The sequence below is a fragment of the Pseudomonas sp. WS 5410 genome (assembly GCF_012985645.1).
GTDB lineage: Bacteria > Pseudomonadota > Gammaproteobacteria > Pseudomonadales > Pseudomonadaceae > Aquipseudomonas > Aquipseudomonas shahriarae.
This window is the reverse complement of sequence record NZ_JAAQWS010000003.1, coordinates 220,402-240,784: the sequence shown is the minus strand read 5'-3', so window position 1 is coordinate 240,784 and position 20,383 is coordinate 220,402. Positions and strand designations below refer to the sequence as shown.

The following is a 20,383-nucleotide window of genomic DNA, read 5'->3' as shown; positions in this document are numbered from 1 at the left end:
TTGGCAGGGGGAAAAGGTCAATCGTCGTCAGCGTGGGCGTTGCCGCTGTCGGCAAAGTTCAGGCCGTGCTTGCGTAACTTGTCATGCAGGGTTTTGCGCGGCACGCCCAGGGCTTCGGCCAGGCTGCGCACAGAGCTGTGAGGGCGGCCGAGTTCGGCCGCGATCAGGGCTTTTTCAAAGTGCTCGACTTGCTCGCTCAAGCCCCCCGTCGACATCGGTACACCCGGCGCCGGGCCGTCCGGTGCGTTGTCCAGGGCCAGTTCCAGGCCAAGGGCGAAGCGCTCGGCGACGTTTTGCAGTTCGCGCACGTTGCCCGGCCAGTTATGGCGCAACAGCATTGCCCGTTGGCCCGGCTGCAGCTCATGCAGCGGTAGGCCGTGGCGGCTGCTGGCCTCGTCGGCGAAGTGCTGGAACAGCATCAGGGCATCTTCGCCCCGCTCGCGCAGCGGCGGAATGCGCAGCGGCGCGACGTTCAGGCGGTAGTACAAGTCTGCGCGAAAGCGCCCCTGGTCGGCGGACTGGCGCAGGTCTTCCTTGGTCGCGGCGATGATGCGGATATCCAGCGGGATCTGCTGATTGCCCCCCAGGCGCTCGACCACCCGCTCCTGTAGCAGACGCAACAACTTGACCTGCACATCCAGGCTCATGCTCTCGATTTCATCGAGGAACAACGTGCCGCCGTTGGCAAATTCGAACTTGCCGATGCGCCGTTTCTGCGCACCGGTAAACGCCCCCGGCTCATGGCCGAACAGCTCGCTTTCGACCACGGACTCGGCCAGGGCACCTGCGTTGATGGCGACGAAGGGCCCGGTGCGGCGGTTCGACAGGTCGTGCAGGGCGCGCGCCACCACTTCTTTGCCGGCACCGGTTTCGCCGAGGATCAGCACGTCGGCGCGGGTCGCCGCCAGCGCGCCAATCTGCTCGCGCAGGCGCAGCATCGGCGCCGACTGGCCGACCAGGCGCGTGCTCAATTGCTGGCGGTCACTCAGGGCCAGGCGCAGGCTGCGGTTGTCCAGCACCAGCCGGCGCAGCGACAAGGCGCGGCGCACGCTGTCGAGCAGGGCGTCGCTGGCGAAGGGTTTTTCGAGGAAGTCATAGGCGCCGGCGCGCATTGCTTGCACCGCCAGTGGCACATCGCCGTGGCCGGTGATCAGCAGCACTGGCAACTCCGGGTCGAGGCTGTGGAGTTCGGTGAGCAGCTCCAGGCCGTCCATGCCGGGCATGCGGATATCGCTGACCACCACCCCTGGCCAATCCCGCGACAGGCGCGCCGTGAGGCCGGTGGCCTCGCCAAGGGGCAGGACTTTCAGCCCGGCCAGGTCCAGGGTCTGACACAGGGCCTGACGCAGGTGCGGATCATCGTCGATCAACACCACCTGAATCTGGTTTTCGATAGTCATACACTGCGGTCCTCGGACGGTTGCAGACTGACGCCGGGTGCTCCGGCGCGCAGTTTCAAGGTTATCAGTGCGCCGCCTTCCTTGTGGTTGGCGAACAGCAGTTCACCACCAAAGGCACGCATCAGGGTGTCACAAATGGCCAGGCCCAACCCCAGGCCCTGGGTGCGGGTCTTGGTGGTGTAGAAGGGCTCGCCGGCGCGACCCAGGGCTTCCATGCAGAACCCCGGCCCGTTGTCGCGGATGTACAGGTTGACGCCCTGCTCGGTGGATTCGGCACTCAGCCACAATTTGCGCGGCGGACCCTTTTCGGTCAACGCATCCAGGGCATTGGCCAGCAGGTTGCCCAGCACCTGGCGCAGGCGGGTTTCCCCGGCCTCCACCCACAGGGAGGCTTCTGGCAAGTCGCGGATCAGCTCCACTTCCATGGCCCGCCGGCGTTTGGCCAGCAATGCCAGCGCATCGTCCAGGGCCGGTTGCAGGGCCACGCTTTCCGGGGCATGCCGGTCGCGGCGGGCAAAGGCGCGCAAGTGGGCGATGATCGAGGCCATGCGCCCGGTCAGTTCGCTGATCAGTTTGAGGTTACCCCGCGCGTCGTCGGTGCGCTGGTGATCGAGGAGAATCTCAGCGTTTTCCGCGTAGCTGCGAATGGCCGCCAGGGGCTGGTTGAGTTCATGGCTGATACTCGCCGACATGGTGCCCAGCGCCGACAGTTTGCCGGCCTGCACCAGGTCATCCTGGGCGCGCACCAATTCCTGCTGGGCATTTTCGCGCTCCAGCACTTCCTGGCGCAGGCGACGGTTGAGGCCTTCGAGGTCGCTGGTGCGTTCGGCCACGCGCATTTCCAGCTCGCGCCGGGCCTTGGCTTCAAAGGCGATGCGTTCCAGGTAGTGGCGACGGCGCTGCATCATCAGGCCGAGCAGCAGCATCAGCACCAGTAAGGTCGCGCCGCCGACGGCAACCACCGTGCGCACAGGGCGGTCGATCAGGGTGCGCGGCGCAAGAATCTCCACCTTCCAGCCGGTTTCGGCGATTTCGGTGGATTGGCGCAGCCAGGCATTGGAGCTGAAAGTCAGGGGCTGTGGGTCGCGGGTCGGGTAGGGCTGGATCGCGACGATCGCCTGGTGCTCGGCCTCGGTCAGTGGCCGGGTCGCGCGAAAACGCCATTGTGGGCGTGAGGTCAGGATCACCACGCCGTTGTGGTCGGTGACCAGCAGCTGCTCGGGGGTCTGCCCCCAGAGGCTCTCGGTGTGGTCCAGGTCGACCTTGACCACCAGCACGCCAATCACATGTTCGTCTTCGCGCACCGCAGCGGCGAAGAAGTACCCGCGCTTGGCCGAGGTGGTGCCCAGGCCGAAGAAACGCCCCAGGCGCCCGGCCATGGCCTCACTAAAATAAGGGCGAAAGGAAAAGTTGCGGCCGACGAAGCTGTCCTGTTTGTCCCAGTTCGAGGCGGCCAGGGTCTTGCCACGGGTGTCCATCAGGTACATCACTTCCACGCCCGCCTGGGCTGACACCTCCTTGAGCAACTGGTTGGCGGCGACCAGGTTGGTGCTGACGTGAGGCGCTTCCAGGGCGGTACGCAAGGCCGGCAATTCGCCGAGAATTTGCGGCAGCACTTCGTAGCGGTGCAGGGTGCCCAGCAGGTTGGCGACGTACAGGTCGAGGGTCTGGCGGTTCTGCCCGGCCAGCTCGCTGCGGTAGTAACGTTCGGCCAGATGCTCCAGCGGCCACAGCAGCGGTGCCAGGCATAACGCCAGCAACGCCAGGCTGCGCCAGCGGGGTCTTCGTGGAAGGGGTGGAGTCATGTAAGTCTGCGCCTGTGGGTACAGGCGCATTATGCCTAGTGCTGCTGTGCAAGACACTCGCGCAATGCTTCGCGCCATTGCGGTTGGCCGACGTGCCATTGTTGTTGCAGGCGGCTGCAGTCCAGGCGCGAGTTCAACGGGCGCTTGGCGGGCGTGGGGTAGTCGCTGGCGGGAATCCCTTCCAGCTCGGCGCACGCCTTGCCTTCGGCCAGCAGTTGCTCGCCAATGGCCTGGGCAAAGCCGAACCACGAGGTCTCGCCCTGGGCCGTCAAGTGATAGACGCCCCAGTCCCCGGCCTGGCCGGCCTGCCAGCGCTCGATCAGTGCCCGGGTGCTGTTGGCGATGGTCCCGGCCCAGGTCGGCGCGCCGATCTGATCGGCGACGATACGCATCTGCGGTTTTTCCTGGAGCAGGCGCTGCATGGTCAGCAGGAAATTCTTGCCGTGGCTCGAATACACCCAACTGGTACGCAGGACCAGGTACTGACCGCCCACCGCCGCGATGGCCTGCTCGCCCGCCAGCTTGCTCTGGCCGTAGACACCCAACGGGTTGGGCGCATCGTCCTCGGTGTAGGGCGCCGGCTTGCTGCCGTCAAACACATAGTCGGTGGAGTAGTGGATCAACGGGATGCCCAGGGCCTTGGCTTCTTCGGCGAGGATGCCGGGCGCTGTGGCATTGATCGCGAAGGCCACATCGGGCTCGTTCTCGGCCTGGTCGACAGCAGTATGGGCCGCCGCGTTGATGATCAACCCAGGGCGATGGCTGCGCACCTGTTGGCGGATCTGCTCGGGGTTGGCCAGGTCGAGCTGGTCGCGACCGAGCACGACCAGTTCACCCAGGCCCTGGAGCCGCTGTTGCAGCTCGCGGGAAACCTGGCCGTGTTGGCCGGTGATGAGGATTTTCAACGGTGTACCGCTCACATTCATTGGGTTTCCCCTGCGAGGGAGAACAGGTACTGGCCATAGCCAGTCTTGCCGAAGTATTTGGCCCGCTCCAGCAGATGGTCGCGGTCGATCCAGCCGTTTTCGTAGGCGATTTCTTCCAGGCAAGCCACTTTCAAGCCCTGGCGGTGCTCGATGGTCTGCACATAGATCGAGGCTTCCAGGAGGCTGTCATGGGTGCCGGTATCGAGCCAGGCGAAGCCACGGCCGAAGCGCTCGACATGCAGGTCGCCGCGCTTGAGGTAGGCATTGTTGACGTCGGTGATCTCCAACTCGCCGCGTGGCGAGGGCTGGACGGCCTTGGCAATCTTGACCACATCGTTGTCATAGAAGTACAGGCCGGTCACGGCATAGCTGGACTTTGGCTTGGCGGGTTTTTCTTCGATGGAAAGCGCGCGGCCTTCACCGTCGAAATCAATTACGCCGAAGCGCTCCGGGTCCTTGACCCAGTAGCCGAACACCGTGGCGCCGGATGGACGCTTGGCGGCGGCGCGCAGTTGCTCGCTGAAATGCTGGCCGTGGAAGATGTTGTCGCCCAGGATCAGGCATACGGGGTCATTGCCGATGAACGCTTCGCCGATCAGGAAGGCCTGTGCCAAACCATCGGGCGAGGGTTGCTCGGCATAGCTGATCTGCACGCCGAACTGGCTGCCGTCGCCCAACAGGTTGCGGTATTGCGGCAAGTCCACCGGCGTAGAAATCACGAGGATCTCCTTGATTCCGGCGAGCATCAGCACGGAAATCGGGTAGTAGATCATCGGTTTGTCGTACACCGGCAGCAACTGCTTGGAAACCCCCAGGGTAATGGGGTGCAGGCGCGTCCCGGAGCCACCGGCCAGTACGATTCCCTTCATCATGCAATCAGGTCCTTCGCTTCGGTGTTGCCGAGGCGTTCGCCCTGATAACTGCCGTCCTGGACCCGGCGGCACCATTCCAGGTTATCGAGGTACCACTGCACGGTCTTGCGCAGACCGCTCTCGAAGGTTTCTTCCGGGACCCAACCCAGTTCGCGCTCGATCTTGCTGGCGTCGATAGCGTAGCGCTGGTCATGGCCTGGACGGTCCTTGACGAAGGTGATCAGGTCGGTGAACTGGGCAACGCCGGCCGGACGCTGTGGCGCCAACTCTTCGAGCAGTGCACAGATGTCACGCACCACGTCGATGTTCTTTTGCTCGTTGTGCCCGCCGATGTTGTAGGTCTCGCCCACTACACCTTCGGTGACTACTTTGAGCAGTGCGCGGGCGTGGTCTTCGACAAACAGCCAGTCACGTACTTGCAGGCCATCGCCGTACACCGGCAGGGCCTTGCCTGCCAAGGCATTGAGGATCACCAGCGGGATCAGCTTCTCGGGGAAGTGGAACGGCCCGTAGTTGTTCGAGCAGTTGGTCAGCAGCACCGGCAAACCGTAGGTGCGCTGCCAGGCGCGAACCAGGTGGTCGGACGCGGCCTTGCTCGCAGAGTAAGGCGAGCTGGGCGCGTAAGGCGTGGTTTCGGTGAACAGGTCATCCACACCATGCAGGTCGCCATACACTTCGTCGGTGGAAATGTGATGGAAGCGGAAGGCGCTCTTGGCCGGCTCTGCCAACTGTTGCCAGTAGGCGCGAGTGGCTTCCAGCAGGCTGTAGGTGCCGACGATGTTGGTCTGGATAAAGTCCGACGGACCGTCGATGGAACGGTCGACATGGGACTCGGCCGCCAAGTGCATGATGGCCTGGGGCTGGAAGCGTGCCAGCACTGCGCTGACGGTGGCCTGGTCGATGATATCGGCCTGGACGAACTCATAGCGGGTGTTGGTCGCGATGCTGGTCAGCGACTCAAGATTGCCCGCGTAGGTCAGCTTGTCGAGGTTGAGAACTTCATGTTCAGTGTTTTGAATCAAATGGCGGATCAGTGCGGAACCGATAAAACCGGCACCACCGGTAACAAGAATACGCATGTCGAGAGGCCTTTTCCTTAGACGGACATTGAGCGAATGGGGCATAGCTTGCGGGCTTGCGATGGGCGGTGCAAGGGGCGGTGGTCAGATTGGCCCGGCTTGCGTGCTCAAAGAAGACCATCACAATGGGCTAGGGTTGCATCCGACCTATTAACAATGGCGATATAAGCGCCGGACAAAAAAACCAGGGGCCGTCACATGTTGCTCGATACATTGATCCACCGCGCCAGTTTGCCGTGCCCTCAAGTCGGGCCGGAGCAAGCCTTGCAGTTGCTTGAGCAACATTACGGCCTCAGTGGCACGCTGCAGTCCCTGGGCAGCCAGCAAGACCTCAATTACCGGGTCGACAGTGACCGGGGCCGCTTCGTCCTGAAAATCTGCCGTGGCGAGTATGCTGCCGTCGAGCTGCACGCCCAGCACGCCGCCCTGGCGCACCTGCAGGCACATGCGGCGGTTCGGGTGCCCACGGTCATCAGTACCCTTGATGGCGAGCAACTGCTGAGCCTGACGGTGGCCGGGCAGGCGGTGCACCTGCGGGTGCTGGACTATATCGACGGCCAGCCGCTGACCCACCTGCCGCACCTGGGCCGTGAGCTGATCGCCGGGTTTGGCCAGCTGTGCGGGCAGATGAGCCGTGCATTGGCCGGGCTCGCCCATGAGGGCCTGGAGCGCACCCTGCAGTGGGACCCGCGCCACGCCCTGGAACTGATCCGTCATTTACTCTCGACACTCGACAACCTGCCCCAGCGTACGGCCCTGGAACAGGTCGCCGCCCAGGTCGAGCAGCGCCTGCGCCCCCTGGCCGAGCAATTGCCGTGGCAGGCGGTGCATATGGATATCACCGATGACAACGTGGTGTGGCAGCGGGATGCCGAGCGGCATTGGCAGGTGCAGGGCGTTATCGACTTCGGTGATTTGGTGCATACCTGGCGGATTGCCGACCTGTCGGTGACCTGCGCCGCTTTACTGCACCACGCTGACGGCGACCCGTTTGCGATCCTGCCGGCGATCCAGGCCTGTCACGCGTTGACCCCTTTGCAACCCCAGGAATTGCAGGCGTTGTGGCCGCTGATTGTGGCCCGTGCGGCGGTTCTAGTCCTGAGCAGCGAACAGCAGCAGCGTCTGGACCCAGATAACTCTTACCTGTTGAAGAATGCCGAGCACGAGTGGGAAATTTTCCACGTTGCCACCTCGGTGCCGTTTGAATTGATGGAGGCGGCGATCCAGGCGTGCGTCGGTGCAACCCCCAAACCAGTGGCCGGCGAAGGTTTTGCCCCGCTGCTGCCGGGCCTGGTGGGGCGCGAGTTCGCGCTGATCGACCTGGGTGTACTCAGTGAACATTTCGAAGCCGGAAACTGGGAAACCCCTGGCATCGACCAACATCTATTGCAGCAGGCTGCAACGGTCCACGGCTTGGCGGCCAGTCGTTATGGTCAGTATCGCTTGTCCCGCACGCGCCCGGACTGCGCGAGCGAACCGCACACGTTCGCCCTGCACGTCGAACTGTATGTGCCCCAGGGCAGCGTCGTAGAGGCGCCGTTCGCCGGCATCCTGCGCAGCACTGCCGATGGCGTATTAAGTCTGCATAGCGCGCAACTGAATGTACGGCTGCAGGGCCTGAAAAATGCCTTGCAACCCGGTGCCGCAGTGCTCAAAGGCCAGGTCCTGGGGGAGGCGTGCGGGGCATTGACCGTGCAACTGTGCCGGGTTGACCTTGATCCGCCATTGTTCTGCACGCCGTCCCGCGCTGCGGCCTGGCAGGCGTTGTGCCCATCGCCGGCGACGCTGCTGGGCCTGGCCTGTGACGCCGAGCCGGAGTTGGATCCAGAAGCCTTGCTGGCCCGGCGCGATGCCAGCTTCGCCCGCTCGCAGAAGCACTATTACGTCGACCCGCCGCGCATCGAGCGTGGCTGGCGCAATCATCTGATCGACATGCAGGGCCGCTCGTACCTGGACATGCTCAACAATGTCGCGGTACTGGGCCACGGCCATCCGCGCATGGCCCAGGTGGCGGCGCGGCAGTGGTCGCTGCTCAACACCAACTCACGCTTTCATTACGCCGCAATTGCCGAGTTTTCCGAGCGTCTGCTGGCGCTGGCGCCCGAGTCCATGGACCGCGTGTTCCTGGTCAACAGTGGCACCGAAGCCAACGACCTGGCGATCCGCCTGGCCTGGGCCTACAGCGGCGGGCGCGACATGCTCAGTGTGCTGGAGGCCTATCACGGCTGGTCGGTGGCGGCCGATGCGGTGTCCACCTCGATCGCCGACAACCCCCAGGCCCTGAGCAGCCGGCCCGACTGGGTGCACCCCGTGACCGCGTCCAATACCTATCGCGGCGAATTCCGTGGCCCGGACACTGCACCGGATTACGTGCGCAGCGTTGAGCACAACCTGGCGAAAATCGCCGCCAGCCAGCGCCAGTTGGCGGGCTTTATCTGCGAACCGGTATATGGCAATGCCGGTGGCATCTCCCTGCCACCGGGCTATTTGCAGCAGGTGTATGCCCTGGTGCGCGCCCAGGGTGGGGTGTGTATCGCCGATGAAGTGCAGGTCGGCTATGGGCGCATGGGCCATTTCTTCTGGGGCTTTGAAGAGCAGGGCGTGGTGCCGGACATCATCACCATGGCCAAGGGCATGGGTAACGGCCAGCCCCTCGGTGCGGTGATTACCCGCCGGGAAATCGCCGAAGCGCTGGAGGCCGAAGGGTACTTCTTCTCGTCCTCCGGCGGCAGCCCGGTCAGTTGCCAGATTGGTCTGGCGGTGCTGGATGTGATGGAGCAAGAAAAGCTCTGGGAAAACGCCCAGGTGGTCGGCGGGCACTTCAAGGCGCGGCTCGAGGCGCTGATCGAGCGCCATCCGCTGGTGGGGGCGGTGCATGGCTCGGGCTTTTATCTGGGGCTGGAGTTGGTGCGGGACCGGCAGACTCTGGAGCCGGCGACGCAAGAAACCGCCAAGCTGTGTGATCGCTTGCGTGAGCTGGGGATTTTTATGCAGCCGACCGGGGACTATTTGAACATCCTCAAGATCAAGCCGCCGATGGTCACGTCTAAACGCAGTGTGGATTTCTTTGTCGACATGTTGTCGAAGGTGCTGGATGAAGGGTTGTAACCCCCCTTCAATAAATTGAAATGCTCCCACAGTTGATTGGGGTTTCACTTTTAAAGCCGATTGTTATCGGGAATATTTTGAGTTTTTTAGATAGTCGGATGTTTGCGTGCTTTTAAAGCCGATTTTTATCCGCTATAAAGTCGCGCAGCATTCCCCTTTCTGTCATCGGCCCTGGTTATCCTGGCCGCTGACCACCGCCCAGGAGATGATTCATGAGCCGTATCGTTACCGTCGCCGCTACCCAGATGGCTTGTTCCTGGGACCTCGAAGCCAATATCGAGACCGCTGAAAAGCTGGTCCGTGAGGCCGCCGCCAAAGGCGCGCAGATCATCCTGATCCAGGAACTGTTCGAAAGCCCGTACTTCTGCCAGAAGCCGAACCCGGACTATCTGCAACTGGCGACCTCGGTTGACGACAACGTGGCCATCAAGCACTTCCAGAAAATCGCCAAGGAACTGCAAGTGGTGCTGCCGATCAGCTTCTTCGAACTGGCTGGCCGTGCGCGTTTCAACAGCATCGCGATCATCGACGCCGACGGCTCCAACCTCGGGATTTATCGTAAAAGCCACATCCCGGATGGCCCTGGCTACCACGAAAAGTACTACTTCAACCCGGGCGATACCGGCTTCAAAGTGTGGAACACCCGTTACGCGAAGATCGGCGTGGGCATCTGCTGGGACCAGTGGTTCCCGGAATGCGCCCGCAGCATGGCGCTGCAAGGTGCAGAGATCCTGTTCTACCCGACCGCCATCGGCAGCGAGCCACACGACAAGACCATTTCGTCCCGCGACCACTGGCAGCGCGTGCAACAAGGCCATGCCGGCGCCAACCTGATGCCGCTGATCGCCAGTAACCGCATCGGCAACGAAGAGCAGGACGGCTACGACATTACCTTCTACGGCTCGTCGTTCATTGCCAACCAGTTCGGCGAAAAAGTCCAAGAGCTCAACGAAACCGCAGAAGGCATCCTGGTGCACAGCTTCGACCTCGATGAGCTGGAGCACATCCGCAGCGCGTGGGGCTCGTTCCGTGATCGCCGGCCGAACCTGTACGGCGCGCTCAAGACCCTCGACGGTTTCCTGGAGTCCTGATCGCCATGACCACTTTGCACAGCACGCCTCGCGCTGACGGCTTTTATATGCCAGCCGAGTGGGCGCCCCAGACCCAGGCCTGGATGATCTGGCCCGAGCGCCCCGACAACTGGCGCCTGGGCGGCAAGCCGGCGCAGGCGGCCCATGCGGCAGTGGCCAAGGCCATTGCGCGTTTTGAACCGGTGACGGTTGCGGTCTCCGCCGGCCAGTACGAAAACGCCCGGGCGCGCCTGGATGTGCCGAATATCCGAGTGGTGGAGATGTCCAGCGACGATGCGTGGGTACGCGACAGCGGGCCGACCTTCGTGATCAATGACCAGGGTGAAGTGCGTGGCGTGAACTGGGATTTCAACGCCTGGGGCGGGTTTGACGGTGGCTTGTATGCGCCGTGGAACCGCGATTCCCAGGTGGGCGGCAAGATCCTTGAGATCGAGCGCAGCCCGCGTTATCGCACCGAAGGTTTTGTGCTGGAGGGCGGCTCGATCCACGTTGATGGTGAAGGCACGCTGATCACCACCGAGGAATGCCTGCTTAATCGTAATCGCAACCCGCACCTGGGCCGCGAAGAGATCGAAGCGGTCCTGAGCGCCAACCTGGCTGTGGATAAGATCATCTGGCTGCCCAACGGTCTGTTCAACGACGAAACCGACGGCCATGTGGATAACTTCTGCTGCTACGTGCGCCCGGGCGAAGTATTGCTGGCGTGGACCGACGACCCGCAAGACCCGAACTATGCACGCTGCCATGCCGCCATGGACGTGCTGCAAAACAGCACAGACGCCAAGGGGCGCGCGTTTATCGTACATAAAATGCCGATCCCGGGGCCGTTGTACGCCACTGAGGAAGAGTGCGCCGGTGTCGATCCGGTGGACGGTTCCCAGGAGCGTAATCCGACCGTGCGTTTGGCCGGTTCCTACGTCAACTTTCTGATCGTCAACGGCGGCATCATCGCGCCGAGTTTTGATGACCCGCTGGACAGCCGCGCCGAGGAAATCCTTCAGGGCCTGTTCCCGCAACATGAAGTGGTGATGGTGCCAGGTCGTGAACTGTTACTGGGGGGCGGCAATATCCACTGTCTGACCCAACAACAGCCCGCGCCGCACAAAAACTGAGTGCACTTGTAACAGGCGATTTCGCCGTACGACGGCTGATCGCCAGCCACTGCACTGGGCAATAACAGCAAGCCCACGGCCCATTGGGGCCGTGGGCTTTTTTGTGTGTGCAAGCCCGTAAATCGGGCTTATTGGCATAGCTCTTGTATCGGCGTGGTGACAGTGATCGGGGTTTGTGACTGCACAGTTCTGTCATAAACCTTGAGTAAGTTAGCCGCTCAAGCAGTAGGAGAGAGCGCTGAAATGAACGCCGATATCAACCTGGTCTATACACGCGCGCCCCATCCTTCGGTCGTGCGAGGTGATGCGATTCACACGCTGGCACTCTGGTTGAAGGCAAACGGCTCGCGCCGGATCCGGCAGGCTGATCCACGCAGGGTGATGAGTGAGCGCTACCCGCTGGGGTTGTTCAGTGAGGATGAAGTGCAGGTGCTGTGCGAATTGATCCGCAACTGACTGACACTGATCTGCAAGTGTGGGAGCGGGCTTGCCCTAATGCCAGTCAGTTAAGCGCAGATCCCCTGTGGGAGCGGGCTTGCTCGCGAAAGCGGTGGGTCAGTCAACATCAATGTTGGCTGGGCCGACGTCTTCGCGGCGATGCGGCGATCCGACAAGCCCGCTCCCCCATGAGCCGCATGTGGCTTAGAAGTTGTACGTCCCCGTTACCACCAGGCTGCGCGGCTCGCCGAACTGGATCTGGTTGGCGCTGGTCGCCGACGCGTAGTACGTCTTGTCGCTGATGTTATTGAGTGCCGCCTTCACATCCCAGTCCTTGTGCCGGAACCCGGCCAGGGCGTCCCAGCGGCCATAGCCCGGCAACACCACGGTGTTGGCGTTATCGGCATAACGATCACCCACCAGGGTCAGGCCGGTTTCGGCGTACCAGCCCATTTCCGGTTTCCAGGTAACGAACAGGCTGGCGTTGCGCTTGGCCACGTCGCTGATGCGTTTGCCTTCAAAGCCATTGTTGTCTTTCACCACTTTGGCATCCTGTACGCCGATGCCGCCGCGTACATACCAGTTGCCGACGATTTTGCCGGTGGTGGTCAGCTCGATACCACGGGAACGCTGGATTCCGCTGAGCAGGGTGATCAGTGGCTTCTCCGGGTCGCGGGTGCGGCGGTTGTAGAGCTCCAGTTCATACACGGCGAGGGTGGTGCTCAAGCGGTCGTCGAGCCAGTCGCTCTTGACCCCGATTTCCTTTTGCTTGGTCAGCTCGGGGCTCAGGTCATTGGTATTGTCCGTCGCATTCGGGGTGATGCCGATCAGGCCGCCGCCGGTGGGGGAAAACGTCTTGCTCCACGACGCGTAGAACGAATGGTTCTCCACCGGCGTCCACACCACGCCCAGCCGGGGGCTGGTGTTGTGGCTGTCGACCTTTTTGCGCAGGTTGATGATTTTATTGGTGGTGTCCACTTCAAAACGGTCGTAGCGCAAACCTGCGAGCAACTGCCACTGATCGTTCAGGCGCAGTTGGTCCTGCACATACAGGCCTTGGCTTTCGACCTCGGTGTGGTTGTTGCTCGAGATCGTCATCGGCCCGGTATGGCTCAGGTCGCGGTTGGGGTGGTTCAGATCCAGCGCCGGGACGCCCTGGCCACTGTACAACTTCGGATCACGGCGCTGGCTGCCCAGCTCCACGCCGGTCAGCAGGCGGTGTTCCAGGCCAAAGGTATTGAAGCCACCTTCGAGTTCGACGTTATTGAATACGTTGCGCGTCGTCAGGTCTTGCTGCCAGCGCTGGCGCCCGACCATGTTGGTCACGGGGTTGTAGCCGGTCAGGTAGGTGTTGTCGAAGTCACTGTCGAGCTTGAACACGCCCAGGGTGTGGCGCAGTTGCCAGCTGTCGTTGAGTTCATAGGCGAGCTTGGAGCGCAGGGACTGGGTGGTGTCGTCGATATAGTCCCGTGGGTCGCCGTAGGTGGTGTCGCGGCTCACATCGGCCGGGCGCCCGCGCACGCCGGGGATGCCACGGTCCGGGGTGCGGTCGTAGCGGCTGTATTCGTATTGCACCAGCCAGTTCAGTTGCGGGGTCAGTTGCCAGCTTATCGACGGCGCGAACAGTTTGCGGTTGCCGCTGATGCCGTCGCGGAAGCTGTCGGTGTCCTCGTTGCCCATGTTCAGGCGCAGGCTGATGTTCTCGGTCGGGTCAGCGCTCAAGTCGGTGTACAGACTGCGCAGCCCGTTCGTGCCGCCCTGGGCCTCGAGGCTGGAAGCACGCCCGGCCTGGGGCAATTTGCTGACGCGGTTGACGATCCCGCCCTGGCCACCACGGCCGTACAACACGGCGGCGGGGCCCTTGAGCACGTCGATGCGTTCGATGTTGTGCAGGTCGCGCACGTACTGGCTGTCGTCGCGGATGCCATCGAGGTAGAAGTCGTTGCTGGCTTCGAAGCCACGGATGCGCAAACTGTCGAAGCGCGTGTCGGCGCCGCTGCTGACGTTGGGGATGCCACTCAGGGCCTGGCCCAGGTCGTTGGTGCCGTAGGCGCGCAGGTTCTCGGTCTTTACCGAGTCGATCGCCTGGGGCACGTAGCGCACCGGCGTGCTTGTGCGCGTGGCGGTGTTGGTGTCTTTGACGCGCGGGTCGTCCTCGTCAGCTTCGGCGCTGATGGAGGTGGCGGGCAGTGTGGTCGCGGCGCAGGCAAATCCGGCGCACAGCAGTGCGGAAAGCCCAAGGGTTATGGGCGTCAGGCGAGAGGCAGGCATCGAGGGGCGCATCCGTAAGAAGGAGGAAGAAAACGCGCGAATGATAATGCTTGCTATTTGCGCGCGTTAATCATTCCTCGACCTTCCGCGAAAACAAATGTTTCAAGATGTGTTTTTTATGGAATTTTACGCCGCAGGGGAAAATGCGTTACCCACCAGCGGCTTATTCAGGCGATGAATTGGCCGAGCGTATATATCGCGTAAATAATGGCTAAATAATATCGCTTAGACTTTTTTTGCCTAAATACAGACGATTCACGAAATTGACATGCGGCTGAGGGCGCGGATAGGATTCGCCTCAACGCCTGTGGCTAACCGCCATGACTTCCCTATAAAAAAAGGCCCGCGGCATATTCGGTCGTCCGCGGGCCTTTTTTTATCCGGGGAAAATTGATACCAAAAAAGCCAAATGGAGCCAGGTGTCACAGCGCGTACTCAACCAGTAATAAGGAATAAGAAAATGTTGAATAAACGGATGGGTCTGATTGCTCTGGGGATTTTGAGCGCTACTCAGGCAATGGCAAACGACCAGGAGCAATCCAAAGGCTTCGTGGAAGACAGCCACCTGAACATCGCGGCGCGTAATGCGTATATCAGCCGCGATTACAAAGACGGCGGTAAAGATAAAGCTGAATGGGGCCAAGGCTTTATCGGTAAGTTTGAGTCCGGCTTCACCCAAGGCGCCGTCGGTGTGGGTGTGGACGTGATCGGCCAATACGCCATCCGTCTGGACGGTGGTAAAGGTCGCAGCGGCGCTGGTGGCATCAACTTCTTCAAGCAAGGCGACAGCGGCGCAGCACCACACGACCTGGCCAAGGGCGGCGCAGCCGTCAAGGCACGCATCTCCAACACCGTACTGAAGTACGGTGACCAGATGCCAGCCGTGCCGGTCCTGCAGTACGACAACTCCCGTCTGTTGTCGGAAACCTACACCGGTACCTCGATCGTTTCCAAAGAGATCAAGGGTCTGGAGCTGCAAGGCGGTTACTTCACCAAGGAAGCCCAAAAAGGCGCCGAAGGCACCGACAGCGGCAACCTGAAAAACATCGCTTACCTGGGCGGTAGCTACAAATTCACCGAAAGCCTGTCGGCCGCGCTGTACGCATCCGACATGGAAGACGTGCTGAAGAAGCAATACGTCAATGTCAACTACGTGCTGGCCCTGCCGCAAGAGCAGTCCCTGACGTTTGACTTCAACGGCTACAAGACCAAGCTGGACAAGAGCTTCGCCCAGCTGACTCAAGGTGATGCCGACGCTCGCGACAATAAAATCTGGAGTTTGGGCGCCACTTGGGCCTTCGGTCCGCACAGCCTGACCCTGGCACACCAGCGCAGCACCGGTGACACCGGCTACATGTACGGCGGCTACCGTAACAACACCAAGGGTAGTGGTATCGGCGACGGTGGTAACACCATCCTGCTGGCCAACTCCTTCTGGTCTGACTTCAACGGTAAAGACGAGCGCTCCTGGCAGGTCGGCTACGGCATTGACTTCACCACCTTTGGCGTACCGGGCCTGAGCTACAACATCGCTTACGTGCGCGGCACCAACATCGACGACGGTAGCAACCGTGGCGATGGCACCGAGCGTGAAATCTTCAACCAGTTCAAGTACGTGGTACAGAGCGGCCCGGCTAAAGACCTGAGCCTGCGTGCCCGTGCCTCCTGGTTGCGTGTTTCGACCAACGCCAACAACTACAACGTTGGTGGTAACGAAATCCGTCTGTTCGCCGACTACCCGATCAACGTGTTCTAAGATCGTGCGTCGTGCCTGATACCAGGCAATAAAAAACCCCGACGTGTCGGGGTTTTTTTATGGCTGCCTGAAACCCTACGCCTTGACCTGCGCCAACTTCTGGCAGTTGGCCTTGCGTGTCGGGTACTGCCCGCATTTGCGCAGTACGCTTTGCACCTGTTGGGTGTTCTGCAGTTGCTGATTGGCCAGCAGCTTCTCGGTGATAAACAACTCTTCCGAACCCAGGTGGCGCTCGGCTGTGTCGATCATGGCCAGTGCGGCCTTGCCATCGCCGCGCTTGAGGTAGTAGCTGATCATCAAGTCATAGGTCGAAGGCCCGGCCAGGGACCAGTCCTTGATCGCCTGCAATTGCTGGAGCGCCTCGGCGTTTTTGCCCTGGGCCAGGCGCACGGCGTAGGCGGTGCGGCGGATGTTCGGCTGATCCTTGACCGGCGAGCTCAAGGCGCGCCGGATAAACGCATCGGCCTCGGGCACCTTGTTTTTTGCCAGGGCGGCGGTGGCGGCGTAGGCGTCCTTGTAACCCTGCATGGCCTTGGCCACAGGGGCTGCGTCACGCACCTTCGGCCAGTTCGTGGTGTTGACCCGGGCGCGGCGCTCCTTGCGGTACTCGCGTTGCAGGTACTGGCGCAGCTCGGTGTCACGGTCGATGGCGGACATGTGGGAGCGGTTGAAGTAATCGGTGGTGGCGGTGATGGTATTGGTCAGGCCGTCCTTGACCAGCACGTCCAGCTCCTTGGTAAAGCGGTCGAGGTTGAACTGCTGCAATGAGTCTTGCATCGCATCCTTGCGGGCGGTGAGAAAACCCGTCAGCAATGGTTTCTGCTTGCCCTGGAAATCATTCAGGCGCTCCAGGCTGTGGGTGGCCGCACGGGGCGCGTAGCCGGCCCGGATCATCAGGTCGGTGCCGAGCAGATCGGCCTGGTCTTCCTGGCTGCGGCCCCACGCAGTGCTCCACACGTTGTCGGAAAAACTGTTGGCCAGCGAGGTATACAGCACAGTATTGCCGATGGTTTTTTGCGTGCCGGCCGGGTCTTTGCTGAACAGTTTCATGGTGCCCGAACTGCGGTCCACCCCGGTGTTGGCCGCCACGGTTGCCAGGGCCACGGTGGACGCCACGGTGGTGAACATATCCTTCTGCTGCTGGAAGGCGGCGGCGCGGTCATGGTGATGCAGCAGCACATGGCTCATTTCATGGCCGAGCATGGCGGCGATTTCATCTTCACTGCCGACGTTTTCCAGCATGCCCAGGGGCACGAAGATATTGCCGTACGGGTCCGCCGACGGCCCGAAGCTGTAGCTGTCGGTGATCTTCACCTGCAACAGCGGCAACTGCCCCGGCCAGCCCTTGGACAGGCGCGTGACGATGCCCTGCAAGTACACCTGCAGCATCGGGATATCCACCAGGTTCTGCTGGCGTGCCTCGGCGGCAGGTACGGTGCGCCCGTCGTAGCTCAAGCGCTGCTGGCCCGCGCGCTGCGGGTCGAGCTTGTAGTACTGGCGCACGTCGGCGTTATCCACATAGTGGCCTTCGACGCGCGACTGCGTCGATGGCCCCACCAGGTTCATAAACGCCTGGTCTGCCCCCTTCAAGGTGGCGCAGCCGCTGAGCAATGCACTGGCCAGCAATAGATATCCCTTCACCGCGATACTCCCTTATTGATTGCAGCCGGCACCGTAGCCGAGGGTGGACTTGTTGTTACTGTCCTTGGCCAGGCTTTGGGGCATGAGCTGGCACGGCAGCTCGGTGACGTGGAAGGGCGGCTCGATGCGCAGGTCCCCGGTATCCAGCCAGACTTTCTGCCCAGCCAGCTCCACCTGGACCAGTTCCAGTTCCTTGTTGAGTTTCAACACCTGAACGGGTTGCTTGGGTGTGTCTTTGCGGGCGATTTCCCGCTGCAGCTTGCCCTGCTCGTCCACCACCTCCACCGGGTCGGCCAGGAACTCCTTGATGACGTGGGTTTCGGCCAGCACACCCTGGCTGTAGAGCGCGGCGAGTAACACGATGAGGATTCTGTTCATCCTTGGTTTCCTTGAGTGAGACGACATGGCGGCACCCTCAGCGGCCACGGTCGAAGAAAGCTTCGATCCGCTCGCTGAACAGCGCCAATGACAGCAAAACAATACCCAGCACGTTGACCAGGGTGATGTGGTTCAGATACAGCACCCAGCACACCGCCAGCAGCACCAGCATCACCAGCCCCCACGACGGGTAGGGCGAGGTGAAAAAGCGGGTTTCGTGATCCCGCCAGCGAGTCCAGGTTTGCAAACCGGCCAGGCGCCGGGCATGCAGGGCCTTGAGCACGATAATCAGCGCCAGCAGCCCAAGCTCCAGAAAGTCTACCCAGTGCAGGTTCAACCTCGGGAAATTGGCCGGCTCGCGGTCGTAATCCATGCCCTTGTTGATCAGGTTGTCCAGGGCCATGGCATGCAGGTAAACCCCGGGGATCAGGCCATGCACGGGCGACTGCACCAGGTCGCCGGTGGAGGTGATACTGGCCCCGACCATCACCAGCCGGTCGCGCAGCAACCCGGCCACCAACGCCTGGTCTTCCGGCGAGCTGACCTCCAGGTCGCTGGCCGACAGGGTCAGGCTATACGGGCAACGGGCCTGGGCGGAGTCGTCGAGTTTCCAGAACACCGCCTGGAACAATTGCGCTACCCCATCCAGCACAAAGTTGCGCGGTGGTGCGCAGTGTCGGATATCCGCGATCTGCGCCTGCTGCGGCGCCAGCTTCAAGCCCCACTGCACGGCGATCGGCTGTAGCTGTGCAGCGGCTTCAGCATCCCGCGGCAGTTGGTCGGCACACGGCTGGCCCTTGCAGAACTGGCGGTACAGCGCCAGGGCCGGGGTTTCCATTACCCCCAGCGCGGTCGGCATCGCCAAGGGGTACTTGTCGTCCACACCGTCCCAGACCACCAGCCCTGGCTGGCTGAACGCGGCAAATTGCTCAAGGGTATTGGCCTGCCCATTCTCGCCCCGTGTCACCCCGGTATTGGCCAGCAGCAACGGAATGCCCCGGCGCTGATAGCGCTCGAACACATTCGCCAACAACTGGCTGCCCCGCGTCGGGTCGCCCAGGGAGTGATCGTGGCTGTACAGCAAATCCACAAACACCGCCTTGGGCTTGTAGGCCAGCAAGCGCTTGAACAACTTGCTCTGCTCGCTATACGGCATCGGCCATGAGGTGTTGTTGCGCATCAGGTAGGCGTCGTCGATCAACACCACGGTGATATGTTGCTGGCCGGTGCTCGGGTAATTGCTGGAGAACATCCGGTTGAGCCACTGGGCGGATGCCTTGTCACTGGAACTGGCCAGGCCGAAGGGGTCGAGCACCGCCAGCAACACGATAAAAAACGCGAGCAAATAGCGACGACGATTAAAAAGCGGCGGGTTCTTCGACATCCATGTCTCGATAAAAAACGGCGGGTGCTGTTGGGGGCAGGGTTCCCGCAGCGAATGCATGGGTTTTAAAGGACGGGGAGGGGGGTGTCAATTAGAAATATGGCTAAGTGCCATCTTGCGCGCGTCGCCCTTGGCATCAAGCGGCAGATGACGTCCTCGCTGGGCGCGATTTCACTAGCCCCACTGCCAAGGCCGACAAAATCAGCGCAATCGAGATTCCCTCGTTGAGATCGACCTGATGCCCCAGCAACAGCATGGAGCCGGTGACGCCAAACACCGGGATCAGCAACGACAACGGCGCCACTTTGGAGACCGGGTACTCGCGCAACAGCAGGTTCCAGCCCCAGTAACAAAAGTGCGTGGCCGCGTACACCTGGAACAACAGCGAGAACACCGTCAGCCACTCCATATGGGTGACCAGCGCAGTGAACGGCGCCGATCCATGGGCCAGCCACGTCAGCAGCAGCAACGGCAGCGGCGGGAACAGACTGGCCCACACCACAAAGGCAAACATCTCGCGCACTTTTGATTGCTTGATGATGACGTTGCCCACACTCCAACTGAACGCACTTACCAGCAACAGGCCATAACCCAGGGTTGTCGCCTCGCCCGGACTGCTGGCGATAATACCGACCAGTCCTACAGCCGCCAGCCCCACCCCGAGGATCTGGCCGACGCTCAGTTGCTCGCGAAACAACAACACCCCCCAACCCAGGGTAAAAAACGCACTGAACTGGATCAACAAGGCTGCCGTGCCAGGCGGTACACCCCATTCAATCCCCAGGTTGATCAAGGCCCACATTGCCACCCCGAAAATCAGCCCGTAGGCCACCAACCACTTCATGGCAATGGCCGGGCGCCGCACAAAAAACACCCACGGCAACGCCGCCAACGTAAAGCGCAGCGCAGTCAGCAACAGCGGATCAACCCCCGCCAGCCCCAACTTGGTAATCGGAAAATTCAGCCCCCAGACAGCCGTCACCAACACGGCCAGGGCCAGATGCTTCTTTTGCATGGTGTTCTGATTCCACAAAGCAGCGCCGGCACCTGTGTGCGCCAGCCAAGGCGCAACTATGCGCAATAGGCGCGATGGCTCGCTTGCACTATCAGGTCATAAATCAT

At 61.6% G+C, this 20,383-nt stretch carries 15 protein-coding genes; 5 read left to right on the top strand and 10 right to left on the bottom strand.

All coding sequences use genetic code 11. The features are described 5' to 3' along the window. Window positions 1–17 precede the first annotated feature (17 nt). Genes HBO24_RS06885 through rfbB form a run of 5 tightly spaced genes read right to left on the bottom strand, consistent with a single transcriptional unit; the run spans window position 18 to window position 6,082 of the window. Window positions 18–1,400 (bottom strand): sigma-54 dependent transcriptional regulator, encoded by a 1,383-nt coding sequence (locus HBO24_RS06885; RefSeq protein ID WP_057958009.1) that lies wholly within the window; start codon window positions 1,398–1,400, stop codon window positions 18–20. Beyond that, window positions 1,397–3,205, bottom strand: a complete 1,809-nt coding sequence (locus HBO24_RS06880) for an ATP-binding protein (protein WP_115129342.1) — start codon at window positions 3,203–3,205, stop codon at window positions 1,397–1,399. Before HBO24_RS06880 ends, HBO24_RS06885 begins: the two co-directional genes overlap by 4 nt. 35 nt (window positions 3,206–3,240) lie before the next feature. Further along, window positions 3,241–4,131, bottom strand: coding sequence for a dTDP-4-dehydrorhamnose reductase (gene rfbD, locus HBO24_RS06875; protein WP_233092021.1), 891 nt, complete (start codon window positions 4,129–4,131; stop codon window positions 3,241–3,243). After that, the gene (rfbA, locus tag HBO24_RS06870) at window positions 4,128–5,003 is read right to left on the bottom strand and encodes a glucose-1-phosphate thymidylyltransferase RfbA (RefSeq protein WP_057437086.1); all 876 of its coding nucleotides are present in this window, start codon (window positions 5,001–5,003) and stop codon (window positions 4,128–4,130) included. The genes rfbD and rfbA overlap by 4 nt, the downstream gene beginning before the upstream one ends. Beyond that, the gene (rfbB, locus tag HBO24_RS06865) at window positions 5,000–6,082 is read right to left on the bottom strand and encodes a dTDP-glucose 4,6-dehydratase (protein WP_170059470.1); all 1,083 of its coding nucleotides are present in this window, start codon (window positions 6,080–6,082) and stop codon (window positions 5,000–5,002) included. The genes rfbA and rfbB overlap by 4 nt, the downstream gene beginning before the upstream one ends. Window positions 6,083–6,280: 198 nt before the next feature. Here rfbB and HBO24_RS06860 point away from each other — a divergent pair, with 198 nt between their 5' ends. From HBO24_RS06860 to HBO24_RS06845, 4 genes are all read left to right on the top strand, one after another. Continuing rightward, entirely contained in the window at window positions 6,281–9,190 is a 2,910-nt protein-coding gene (locus HBO24_RS06860; protein WP_170059469.1) for an aminotransferase, read from the top strand. Window positions 9,191–9,402: 212 nt separating this feature from the next. Next, a complete protein-coding gene (gene aguB / locus HBO24_RS06855) occupies window positions 9,403–10,281 on the top strand; it encodes an N-carbamoylputrescine amidase (protein ID WP_170059468.1) in 879 nt (292 codons plus the stop codon). A gap of 5 nt (window positions 10,282–10,286) precedes the next feature. After that, complete coding sequence (gene aguA / locus HBO24_RS06850) at window positions 10,287–11,393, top strand: agmatine deiminase (RefSeq protein WP_170059467.1); 1,107 nt, start codon at window positions 10,287–10,289, stop codon at window positions 11,391–11,393. Window positions 11,394–11,636: 243 nt separating this feature from the next. Further along, the gene (locus HBO24_RS06845) at window positions 11,637–11,849 is read left to right on the top strand and encodes a hypothetical protein (RefSeq protein ID WP_057437095.1); all 213 of its coding nucleotides are present in this window, start codon (window positions 11,637–11,639) and stop codon (window positions 11,847–11,849) included. A gap of 186 nt (window positions 11,850–12,035) precedes the next feature. Here the strand turns inward: HBO24_RS06845 and HBO24_RS06840 are convergent, their stop codons facing one another. Further along, window positions 12,036–14,102, bottom strand: a complete 2,067-nt coding sequence (locus HBO24_RS06840) for a TonB-dependent siderophore receptor (protein ID WP_170059466.1) — start codon at window positions 14,100–14,102, stop codon at window positions 12,036–12,038. A 460-nt stretch (window positions 14,103–14,562) separates the two neighbouring features. On the opposite strand from HBO24_RS06840, the gene HBO24_RS06835 reads away from it, so the two are divergent. Next, a complete protein-coding gene (locus tag HBO24_RS06835) occupies window positions 14,563–15,858 on the top strand; it encodes an OprD family porin (protein ID WP_170059465.1) in 1,296 nt (431 codons plus the stop codon). A 75-nt stretch (window positions 15,859–15,933) separates the two neighbouring features. On the opposite strand, the gene HBO24_RS06830 is transcribed toward HBO24_RS06835, so the two are convergent. From HBO24_RS06830 to HBO24_RS06815, 4 genes are all read right to left on the bottom strand, one after another. After that, entirely contained in the window at window positions 15,934–17,499 is a 1,566-nt protein-coding gene (locus HBO24_RS06830) for a M48 family metallopeptidase (protein ID WP_115127163.1), read from the bottom strand. Window positions 17,500–17,511: 12 nt separating this feature from the next. After that, complete coding sequence (locus HBO24_RS06825) at window positions 17,512–17,877, bottom strand: hypothetical protein (RefSeq protein ID WP_057437096.1); 366 nt, start codon at window positions 17,875–17,877, stop codon at window positions 17,512–17,514. A 37-nt stretch (window positions 17,878–17,914) separates the two neighbouring features. Then, on the bottom strand, window positions 17,915–19,261 hold the full coding sequence (locus tag HBO24_RS06820) for a CHASE2 domain-containing protein (protein WP_170059464.1): 1,347 nt from the start codon (window positions 19,259–19,261) through the stop codon (window positions 17,915–17,917). Between the two features lie 136 nt (window positions 19,262–19,397). After that, a complete protein-coding gene (locus HBO24_RS06815; protein ID WP_057958020.1) occupies window positions 19,398–20,276 on the bottom strand; it encodes an EamA family transporter in 879 nt (292 codons plus the stop codon). Window positions 20,277–20,383: the final 107 nt, after the last annotated feature.